The sequence below is a fragment of the Ethanoligenens sp. genome (assembly GCF_047718355.1).
GTDB lineage: Bacteria > Bacillota > Clostridia > Oscillospirales > Ethanoligenentaceae > Ethanoligenens.
In genome coordinates this window covers 1-10,203 of the sequence record NZ_JBDNLG010000102.1, presented here as the reverse complement: position 1 = coordinate 10,203, position 10,203 = coordinate 1, and the positions used below count along the sequence as shown (strand labels likewise).

Below are 10,203 nucleotides of genomic sequence, written 5' to 3'. Positions count from 1 at the left end.
TGTCAACGCTGTTGATAAATTCGTATTTACGCACAATAGGTCATTGCCTGCTCATAAGCCCGGTTGATCTCTTTCATGGCAGCTTCGCTTCCGCCAACATCCGGGTGCGCGTGCATTGCCATCAGGCGATATTGATGTTTGATTTCTTCTGCCGTGCATGACGCGGTATCCATGCCTAAAATGCGAAAGCAGTCCGGTACCAGCTGCGCATGGGGTTCCGGTTTTGGCGTTTCGTGTTCGGATTGCGATTGCGAGGAAGAATCAGAAGATTTGTAAGACCCGGAAGTCTCATCCGAATCTGGAATCTTCTGAAGCAGCCAGTCAAGCAGCAAAATCAACGGAAACAGAAGCAACAGCAGCAAAGCCCCAAGGATTTTTAAAACTTTTAAAAATATACGCATATCATTTCCTCCAGACGTCATAAGTGTTCTTCTGTCCCTATGTTAGACCGCTGAATAAAAACCGTCAATGTTGTCGAATGGGGAAAATCATCTGGATTGATCGGGTCTTTGGGGCGGCTTGTGTTGCTTCGGGTGCTACGTCGTCTCGCAAAAAAGCGTTACCGCGCCTTTTCCGGGTTCACCAACGCTTTTTCTGGTTGTGCTTTAGAAGCAATCTTTTCCTGATTGGCGTGCAATTTTTTCAAAAGAGAAGGTTTCTTTTCCGCCGCGTTGGCAAGCCGGTCCGCATTTTGTGCATATACCATCACACGCCCTGTGACGGATTCCATCTTATGAACCGCCTTGAGGGTGCCATGCATCAGACCGGAAACCGACTGGGCACCGGATGAAATCCCTTTTTGATCGATCTCTTTGCGCTCTTTTCCAACCAACACACGCAAGGCGTTGTCGCGGTGTGCGTCCGCACGGTAGAATTCTTTGCCGACCAGTTCCACGCGATTGATGCCGGACTCCAGTACTTTGGAAGCGCCGCCAATCAGGTTTTGCAGATGCCCCAGCTTCTCCGGCAGATCGGCAAAATTCAGAAATTTTCCGATCATGCCCCATCCGGCGCTTTTGGCGCGGCTTACAGCATTTTTTGCGGCATTCACAATCGCAGACTTGACGGTGTGCAGTCCCTCTTTTACCTTGCCCAGCGCGCTTTCACCGCCTTGAACCACTTGTTGAAGCACCTCATCCTGTTTGGGAGAAATAGATCCTTTTAACGCGTTAATCTGCCGTTTCATCGTATTGAGCTGTGCGAAAGCGGCGTTTAACTGCTCTTCCATGGTATCAACCGACTGCATTAGATCAGCCACATTGGCAAACTGTTTCGCATTGTGCGCACTGGAAAGTCCGGTGAGCAGTTCGACCATAGCCGGTTCTCGAATGATGGATGACTCCGGTAATGACGGTTTTTGGGTCTCTTCCGCGCGCGCAATTGCGGTGTCCACTTTTGCGGTTAGTTGCGCAGAGCCGGGAAACTCTTTGAGATTTAAAAGGAGCAGGTTTTGCAGTACTGTTTGGATGGTCTTCATTTCGTTCAAACTTAGATTTGGTGCAGCTTCCGACCGTACTTTTGCTGCCAGATCTATTGCTTTTTGAGCCGCGCCCGTGTCCACGCCGCGCGGTTGCGCAATGGATTCCAGTGCATTGCTGAGTGCACTTTGCTCTTTTGGGGTAAAAGACAGCTTTACGGTTTCCGCTTCCTGTTTAACAGTCGGCGCAGCAGGGCGATTGTTTTCCGTTTGCGCCATCGCGGTATCCATTCGATCAGCGATACGCTGCGGGTCTGTGGACGCGACACCTTCCATGTTCTTGCCCGCCTCCATGACGGCGACACGGATGATTTGCATTTCCTGCGTGGATAAATTCGGGGAGGCGGAAACGCGGAGCTTTGCGGACAGATCATCTTGCTTAAGCGCATCGAGTGCGCGCTCTATTGTGTTTTTTTCCTCAACAGTAAAAGTCATTTCCATAGTGATTCCGATTCCTTTCACATTGCTTTTTGATTTCCTGCGGTCGTCAGAATTTGCCCCCGGTGCTGGCACTGGCTTTCATCGGCGTGGACATGGGCATGATATTTAAAAATGTATAATTGAGCGTCCACGTCACCGTAACGGTATATTTAGACGCTGACGAAGGGCTTCCTTGTGGGGTATATGGATTCGTTACCTGTACAGTCAATCCGGACAGGCGATACAGTTCGTGCCCGCCGCTGTCATAGCACACCCAGTCGCTGCCGCTTTGCCGGAGGCCAAGATGGTTTTGCAACGTGTTTGTAATGGTGCTGGTGTCTGTTTGCGCCGTCCACCCATTATCCGTATATGTGTAAGCGTCCGCCGCCATATCCGTCTGCGCGCTATACAGGTTCGCCGCATTTTTCGTGACAGTATCGGAGACGGCGGCCCGGACAGCATTGTATGCACCGGTTGTAACCGCGTGGCCTCGCCAAAGTTCCATACTTACGCCGAGCAGAAACATGGCCAGCAGCAGATAAGCGGCGACCAGCGGATACATATTGCCATCTTTGCTGTGGATAAACCGGATAACCCATTTGGGCATAGCCGTCACCCCTTCCAATAGTGGGCGGAGACGCCGTTCGCCGCGCCGTAAACCGATGTGTTATTTGTCTGCACGCCGCCGACCCCGATGGCATTCTGATCGGTGGACGTGATGGTAACGGCAAAGCCCGTGCCCTGCTGGATTTCTTGCAAAGCATACCCGACTTCCGACGTGCTGACCGGCAAAGACACGGCCATTCCACTGTCGGTCTTCACTCCAATTAAAAAGTGGCCGCTGCCCGCCACCGTCGTCAACTTCTGGATCGTACTGCCCGATATCGCGCCATCTGCCGCAATCTGTCTTGCCGCGTAGTCGGCAATATCCTGGGCGCTGGTCTTTCGCCAGCTGACAGCCAGTACAGATATGGTCAGCGCCAGACTCATGCAGGCGACCAGCACAAAGACGGCGGTGTCCAGGTAATACGACCCCCGTTTGTCGCGGATCAATCGGACCCACCATTTGCGCATAAGAACATCCTCCTCGCTTGTGTGAATTTGGATATGTAAACGCATTTTGCGGAGTTTTCAAAAGAAAGGCCATCCGGGGAGGATGGCCCTTAAAACAAAGGCAATCGCAAAGAAAACAGAAAGACTTTTAAGTGGTTTACGCGGAATACGTAAACATGGCACTGGTTTTTGTGTTCACATTCGGGATGACGCCGGTCTTGAACAAGGAATAAATGCTGACGAGCAGCAGCATTCCAACCACGGCGGCGATGAGCATGTTGCCGCCTTCATCGACATACATGGCGCCGTCCGTCTCCAACATGGCGTTGCGAGTACGGCCCATCATCTGGTTAACGCGAACACCGATGCGCAGCATTCTGCTGTTAGCTTTTTTGGCAAGTGTGGTGGCTGCGGTTTTAAAATTCGAAATCATCATAGTCTCCTTGTGTCGCGGTGATACGGTCTGAATGAAAATATAGCCGCCTTTGGAAACGGCGGCGCATTATAACCACCCCCTGTGTAATATAAAAACCTCATTTTTTACGGCCCGGATGGCCGCTGTATTTAGGCGGCGAAATTTTGGACGAATCCCTGAACTGGTATGGAAATGGCTGATGAGTGAAAACCAACGACACGTTGGAATACTGTATCTTATCTGCCAATTGATAAACAAGGTCTTCTGCGCAGGAATAAAACGGCCAATCGTCCAAAACAAAGTAACACGCTTGAGAGGATCGCCGTGCCAACTTGGAAATGAAATCAGAAAATTGTATAAGGATTTTCCGGGGAAGATCTCCGACCGAGTCAGAAAAGCCGGCATCGTCAAAAATGTAGACAGCCAAATTCTCATCTGGCAGATGATCTAAAGTGAATTTTTCTGTGATGGTGGTATATGTACCGTCTGCCTGCGTGCAGACATCCAAATATTCATCACCCCCGGATGTCAGAACCACGACACGGGCGCCACCGGAAAGCCACATGGGAATCATTTTTTTGAGTGTAACCGTTTTGCCCCCCGCAGGTGGCGCTGTAATTTCCACGACCATATTCATTGCAAAGTCCCCTTTCAAACGGTCAATACTGGTTAAACGCCTGCACGGCATTCAGAAGGACCGTGCCGAACAGGGTAGCGTAAAGCAGGATCATCGCAAGCAGCAGGCCAATATATGCCGGGTTAAACTCACTGGGTCGGTTCTGCGCCTCTTCCCGCAGCTGGAGGATTTCCCAATCACGCAGCTGTCTGTCCAGACCATCGAGCAGTTCCTGCATGTGTGCGCCGCCCTCGCGTTCAATGCCGATGATTGCTTTTACCAATGTGGACGCATGGGGGCTGTTCAGGCGCGCTTCAAATCGGTTCAGCGCTGCAATGCGCGGTCCGGTACGCATATCCGCCAACAAGATGGTGAGTTCCGCTTTCATTGCGGGATTCGCTCTCGCGACGTACTGTTCAAGAACATAGTACATATCCGGGTTGCGATCGATTTTGACAGCCTGCCGGATAGCGGACCCCAGTTTTGGCAGGTCTGCTTCCAGTGCCTGGTGATAACCGCGTGTCCATTTTCGCACACGGAGCAGCATACGACGCACCATCATGCCCGCCATAAACGCCATCCACAGTCCCATCAACAGGAACAACAGGCCGCCTTGAACAGACAGGAGAAGCAGAATTGCCGCAATCGCAAACAGGTACAGGCCCATGGTCAGCGCCCCGGCCACATAGTATTCCGGTGTCATATCCACGCCCGCAGCGGAAAGCTGGCGCGCAAGCCGACGCTTTCGGAAACGACCCAACGGAATCCATTTCGCAATTTGCTTCGCAACCGGCTGATACAGCGCTTCGCTTAGGGCAATGTTGCTTTCATCGCATTGCAGTGCGAGCATCTTTTTGGCATGGCGGGACGGCAGATGAAGATAAGTAGAGACCAGCAGATAAACACCGGCGGCCAGCCACGCGCTGAATAATAGCCAGAGATAAGCAGTAGAGAGCAGATTCATGCTTCCACCGCCTTTCCCAAAGGTCTGGAGGCGTGTACCGCACGGTAAAACCCATGGAATACTGCCGCGGCAATCACCGCCAGTACGGCTTTACCCTGCCAGGTGCCGAAGAGCACCGGGACAGCGTCCGGAAAAATAAAGCAAATAAACGGTATAGGGCCAACTACGATGCAGGCCATTTTAATCATGTCGCGGAACGGTCTACGGAGAATCATGTCCAGCTCCGCGTGGATCTGGTTTTGCTTGTTGCACTTCTCTACAACCTCCCGCAGCGCTTCTTTTTTGGAGGGATTTTCAATGCAAATCTGTGCGGTATCGCACCACTCCCGCCAATTGTCACTGTCGATCATGCCGGTTACGATGGTAAGCGCACGGGGAACGCTGGGGTTGATGATGGTGCATTGCCGTAAAAATTCCTGAAAGACCGCCTGTACTGGTGCACCAATATGAGGAATGTTTGCGCTGACAGACGCCGGCAAATCCTCCAGCTGGTCAAAGCTGCCCGTGACTGTGGAGATGGAGGCGTACAACGTTTCCCGGCTTTCCGATTGGAATGCTGTTACGGACAGTTGCACCGCAAACATTGGCCCAAGTAGCCCAGCTATTAGCAGGACAGCCGCAAGAAATGGATTGAGCAGAACCGCACCTGCCCCGGCACCGATTGTCGCAAACAATACCGATAAGCGCCTGTATCTTGCATACTCATTGCCGCGTTCCGTGATCTCCAAAATGGCTTTTGCAAGGGAAAACTGCCGTTCAATAAAATTCTGCTTTTTCAAGCCGCGAATATTCAGAAGCTCCGCTTCCAGCGATGGCTGTTTCTGGCGCGAGAACAGGGAAGTTACGGTTTCTCTCGGGGAGATACCCGTAAGCAGGAAAAAAGCGGTTGCCATGCTCATCGTCACCAGGACAACAAAAAATAAATTCATAAAGTTCACACCTCCTTTAAAGGAACGTCTGTAATTCCGCGCGGGACGCGCCGCGCGCAATCATCCGGTCTCGCAGCCGGTCGGAAATGTGCCCGACTTGCTCAAAGCGTCCCAGCGTATGGACGGTCCCGCCTGCATCCACCGTGTTGTCCTCGACGATATACCGATACAACGGATTGCTGATGGCACGTCCTTCATCCGTTCCAGCTGCCTCTACGATTTCCAGGCAGCGGCGGTTTCCATCCGGCATCTTTTGCATATAGGCGCTGATTGGGAATGCTTCCACCGCGTAGCCCATTAAAATGGACGCCCGTTCACTGGACGCTTTCTGGCAGAGCGTGACGATGCGTGGATAGGTACCCTTCGCGTCGTTGCAATGCAAGGTCGAATAGACCGCCGTTCCGGTGCGTGCGCATTCCTGTGCCCCATACGCTTCTTTGTCCCGCATTTCCTGCGGAATCAGGTATTCCAGATCAAAGCGCAGGCAAAGTTCCAACAGGCGGCTCGCATCGTAGTTTTCATCCGGGTTCGTTTTGGGGCGGGTCAGCATACTTAGCACCTGCGTGATGGACCGACCGGTATCGTCCAGAATATTAGTGGATAGTTCGCGTGCGCCTTCTTCAATGACGCCAATGCGGTATTTTCCGGGAATGAGGGATTTTAGGTAGTTGAGCAGGGACGTTTTTCCCGCGCCCTTTTCGCCGGAGATGGTGGCGCTTTCCCGGTACTTCACGCACATGCGCAAGAAACGGAGCATATCCGGGGAAAGTTCGCCGCCTGCCAGTATCTTCTCGCCCGTCACAACGTTTGGGCGCACAATGCGAATGGATACATAGGCGCCGACGCCATCCGGAACGATAGGCGCGCCAAGAACGGTCATGCGAACGCCTTTCAGACCGGGAATCGCGCTGACAACGCCGGGCGTGGAACGATTCATCTGTTTGGATTTGCTGTTTGTCAGCAGCCGGGTGATGAGATCTTCCAATTCTTTTGGACTTATAAAAGTTTCGTCGATCCGCAAATCCGGTCGGTCGGTAAAGCGCAGCCAGAGGCTGTCATATCCGTTGAAGTTGATTTCCTCCAGCGTGGAATATGCATCCAGATGCAACAGGTACTTTGCGAGGATGCGGCCAATGCCCGCCATATCTTGCGCCATGTCCGCCGCAATCTCCGGTACCGGACGCACCGTTGCAATCTGTTGCGCAATCAAACGCTGGGCAATCACCGGCCACAAGGTGTCCACGCTTTTCACCGCGATGGAACGTTCCCTCGAAATAAAGTCCTGTATCCGCGCCAGCATGGACGGATAATCCAGGGCGGTTCCATCCGGATAGGTAAAACGGTCCGTCACGATACCGTGCCTCCTTTTACCGCCTGTGTGACAGCATCAAGGGCGGCGAGATACTCCCGGTTCCCATACGGTTGCAGCAGATTACCTTCCATGAGTTTGACATGGGCCTCTTCCAAAAACGGGATCTCAGCCGCAAACGAGATGCCGAGTTTTTCCGCAAAGGTATCGGTTACGTCTTCCATGCTGCGGGCGCAGGCAAGGTAAAGCGTTTTGCCGCTGAGATTTTCGGGCGGTCGGCTGTGCAGAAAAGACGCGCCGCGCAAATCGGGTTCCACAATGCGGATGATCAGCGCGGCATTCTGTATGCCGAGCGTGCTGATCGCGCCCCCGTTGTGCGTGGCATCAAGGATAATCTGCCAATCCGACATATCGGCGGCCATTTTCAGAAAATCATCCGCCGTAGAGGCGTCAACCGGTACGTATTCGTTTGCCGATTCTCTTGCCAGATACCCAAGCAACCCAAAATTTTGATGAAAGCCCCGTGGAAAATAAACGTGCTCCGCAATCCGTTCCACGGTCAGACCGCCTGCAAATAGCTGCCCAAGCGACTTCGCACTTTTTTTCGTTTCCACCGGCGGCATGTCGGGTTTCCATAGGCTGTATGCCGGGACGTTTGTATCCGGGCTGATGAGTAGGGTGTGCGTACCGGATTTGGCGAGGTGCGCGGCGAGCGCCGCGGCAAACGTTGTGCTGCCGCATCCGTTCATTCCGCAGACTACCGTTACATTTTGCAGCATCAGTCTGCCCCCTTTAAGAGCGCGCTCTGCCCGGCAAGTAACGACTCCGCCTGCTTTTCATTGCCGCGCGACACCAGCGCGAGCTGGATTTCCTGTTGGCCGAGAGCTGCGAGGGCGTTTAGCTGCTGCTGGTTGACTAACAGCGTGACCGTGGCGGGCTGGTTGGCGGAGGAAGACGTGCCGCTGGAGGTGGTCTGCACACTGGTGTTCTGTGTCACTTCTTGCCCATTGGAACCCGTTACGGACGTCACCCGGACGTCTTGCAGCGCGGCGAGACTGTTGTTTTGCGCAGCCGTGTTATTTCCAGCCACGGATTGCTGTGGAACGGCAACGCGGACAATATCTCCCGCTTGCAGCTTGCCGCTGAGACTGTCCGCAAGATTTTTCATCGGGATACTGTACAGCATTTCGCCATCGGCCAAGGCGTAGGTGGGCGGATGGCCGGATAAATCGTCCCCGGTGATGATCTCATGCGTGGAAAGCTGCGTGTTGGCATACGCTCCAATTACCAGACCGGCGTTGCCGGTGATGTTTGCGGGCAGATTCAGCTTGCCCATCTCCACGGTTTCCAGCATATCGGAAGTGATCTTTGTGCCAGCTGGAATCTCCGTTTTCGCGCGAACGACCGATACCCCCGCCATACTTGCGTGTAAGGCATACCAGTACAGTCCGCCGACAGCGACGGCTGCGGCGATGCAGAGCACGCCTATGGTTTGTTTGTTCTTTTTGTTCATCGGATCTACCTCCCTAAAATCTGAAAAATGTAACAATGGCTATTGTGATATAAACCACCAACACGGTGACGGTGTAAAACGGACCGAACGGCAGTGGAGTGTTTAACGGCAGTTTTTTGACGATGCAGATAATAGAGCTACCAATCAAAAACAGGCAAAGCGCAGCCATCAGCACCAGATAACTGGCTATGCCCAGTGCAAAGCCTGCGCACGCCGCTAACTTGATGTCGCCGAACCCGACGCATTTGCCTTTGGTGATAAACGCAAGCAGCAGCAGCGGAATCCCTCCGGCGAGAAATCCGATGACCGCCCAAAAGACAGCAGATAATGAAAAACCGGCCATCATCAGATGGATGACGCCGGAGGCAAGTAAAAACGGCAAAACGCGGTTTGGAATCTGTTTGGTTCTCGCGTCCACAATCCCCGCGTATAAAAGAGGCAGCACCACCAGCAAAAAACCGGAAAGTACTGCCCCAAAGTGTATCCATGTAACGGTATTCACTTGCCCCTCCCTCCAAAACGTTATCCGCTTAGGATAAACAAAAGCGCCACACTAAGCAGTGTGGCTGCGGCAAAGGCGACCAATCCCACATAGACCAGCGCTTTCATGGGTATCGCCTCCTTGTGACATACATAGCGCTAATACCAAAGTCCCAGCATGACCGCGGTCGCAACCATCAGTGCATAAAACGCGCAGGTGCCCACCAGTCGCCAGGTCATCTTTTGTTGCTTTCTGTTCTGCTCATTTTGTGCCCCTCCTATCGGCTTTGGTCGTTATGGTGGTGATTTTTCCCGGACGGTTTACCATGCTGGTGCGGGTGATCCGGGGGCTTATGCACCGGCAGCCCTTTGCCTTCTTCCAGATGAATATCCGGCGTATCAGCCATGGCTGCTGCGGCTTCCTGTTGCACACGCAAAGTCGTCAGCGGGGGTTCACCGGACTGCATGTAAAGTTCCTCCGCTTTTTGCTGCGCCTCTTGCAATTGGCCAATGGTATCGGTCACTGCGTGAAAAAGAGTAAGATACATTTTTCGATAATCCGCCATTTTCTTTCCTCCGTCAGATAGCGTAGGCAGCGTTTGCGGTCTCCCATTCCTGCTCCAAATCGCGTTTCACACGGTTGTCGTAATAGGTTTCGAGCGTACCCGGCGATGTGGCGTTATACAACACCGTAGGCAGGAAGCCACGCATATTTCCAATGGTTTTCGCTTCTGCAAGTACGAGCAGCGCATACTCGACATGCTCACACCGCAGTTGCCACAGGCGTTCCTTCACCTCTTCCGCCGGCAGATCTTCCTGGTTTACACGCAGCGTGGGTTTTTGACTGCGCAGCAGGTCGGTCACAAGTGACACAATGCGGTCCAGATAGTGTCGGTCATCCGGGAACCGTTCGCACAGGATGCCGTAATCGATATTTTCACACACGGTGGCGCGGACCCCCGCCGCCCCGCCCCTCTGAGGCGATCGGTTTTGCGTGGAGGGGGAAAGGGGGAGGAGGGTACTAAAC

At 53.1% G+C, this 10,203-nt stretch carries 14 protein-coding genes; all 14 read right to left on the bottom strand.

Features of this window, described 5'->3' with window-relative positions; translation table 11 throughout:
* Nucleotides 1-26: 26 nt before the first annotated feature.
* The gene (locus ABF463_RS12595; protein ID WP_415534060.1) at nt 27-401 is read right to left on the bottom strand and encodes a J domain-containing protein; all 375 of its coding nucleotides are present in this window, start codon (nt 399-401) and stop codon (nt 27-29) included.
* A gap of 158 nt (nt 402-559) precedes the next feature.
* On the bottom strand, nt 560-1,918 hold the full coding sequence (locus tag ABF463_RS12590) for a DUF6674 family protein (protein ID WP_415534058.1): 1,359 nt from the start codon (nt 1,916-1,918) through the stop codon (nt 560-562).
* A 46-nt stretch (nt 1,919-1,964) separates the two neighbouring features.
* On the bottom strand, nt 1,965-2,504 hold the full coding sequence (locus ABF463_RS12585) for a hypothetical protein (RefSeq protein WP_415534056.1): 540 nt from the start codon (nt 2,502-2,504) through the stop codon (nt 1,965-1,967).
* Nucleotides 2,505-2,509: 5 nt separating this feature from the next.
* On the bottom strand, nt 2,510-2,971 hold the full coding sequence (locus tag ABF463_RS12580; RefSeq protein ID WP_415534054.1) for a DUF4320 family protein: 462 nt from the start codon (nt 2,969-2,971) through the stop codon (nt 2,510-2,512).
* A gap of 136 nt (nt 2,972-3,107) precedes the next feature.
* Nucleotides 3,108-3,386, bottom strand: a complete 279-nt coding sequence (locus ABF463_RS12575) for a DUF6133 family protein (protein WP_415534052.1) — start codon at nt 3,384-3,386, stop codon at nt 3,108-3,110.
* A gap of 97 nt (nt 3,387-3,483) precedes the next feature.
* The gene (locus ABF463_RS12570; RefSeq protein WP_415534050.1) at nt 3,484-4,002 is read right to left on the bottom strand and encodes a hypothetical protein; all 519 of its coding nucleotides are present in this window, start codon (nt 4,000-4,002) and stop codon (nt 3,484-3,486) included.
* Between the two features lie 22 nt (nt 4,003-4,024).
* Nucleotides 4,025-4,945 (bottom strand): hypothetical protein, encoded by a 921-nt coding sequence (locus ABF463_RS12565; RefSeq protein WP_415534048.1) that lies wholly within the window; start codon nt 4,943-4,945, stop codon nt 4,025-4,027.
* Nucleotides 4,942-5,874 carry a hypothetical protein gene (locus ABF463_RS12560; protein WP_415534046.1) on the bottom strand — a complete coding sequence of 311 codons (933 nt, stop codon included), beginning with the start codon at nt 5,872-5,874 and terminating at the stop codon, nt 4,942-4,944. The genes ABF463_RS12565 and ABF463_RS12560 overlap by 4 nt, the downstream gene beginning before the upstream one ends.
* A gap of 16 nt (nt 5,875-5,890) precedes the next feature.
* Nucleotides 5,891-7,225 (bottom strand): ATPase, T2SS/T4P/T4SS family, encoded by a 1,335-nt coding sequence (locus ABF463_RS12555; RefSeq protein WP_415534044.1) that lies wholly within the window; start codon nt 7,223-7,225, stop codon nt 5,891-5,893.
* On the bottom strand, nt 7,222-7,962 hold the full coding sequence (locus tag ABF463_RS12550) for a hypothetical protein (protein WP_415534042.1): 741 nt from the start codon (nt 7,960-7,962) through the stop codon (nt 7,222-7,224). The genes ABF463_RS12555 and ABF463_RS12550 overlap by 4 nt, the downstream gene beginning before the upstream one ends.
* Complete coding sequence (locus tag ABF463_RS12545) at nt 7,962-8,696, bottom strand: Flp pilus assembly protein CpaB (RefSeq protein ID WP_415534040.1); 735 nt, start codon at nt 8,694-8,696, stop codon at nt 7,962-7,964. The genes ABF463_RS12550 and ABF463_RS12545 overlap by 1 nt, the downstream gene beginning before the upstream one ends.
* A gap of 13 nt (nt 8,697-8,709) precedes the next feature.
* Nucleotides 8,710-9,198, bottom strand: a complete 489-nt coding sequence (locus tag ABF463_RS12540; protein ID WP_415534038.1) for a prepilin peptidase — start codon at nt 9,196-9,198, stop codon at nt 8,710-8,712.
* Nucleotides 9,199-9,454: 256 nt separating this feature from the next.
* Nucleotides 9,455-9,742 (bottom strand): hypothetical protein, encoded by a 288-nt coding sequence (locus ABF463_RS12535; protein ID WP_415534036.1) that lies wholly within the window; start codon nt 9,740-9,742, stop codon nt 9,455-9,457.
* A 13-nt stretch (nt 9,743-9,755) separates the two neighbouring features.
* On the bottom strand, nt 9,756-10,203 hold a 448-nt coding region (locus ABF463_RS12530; protein WP_415534034.1), incomplete at its 5' end, for a DUF6017 domain-containing protein.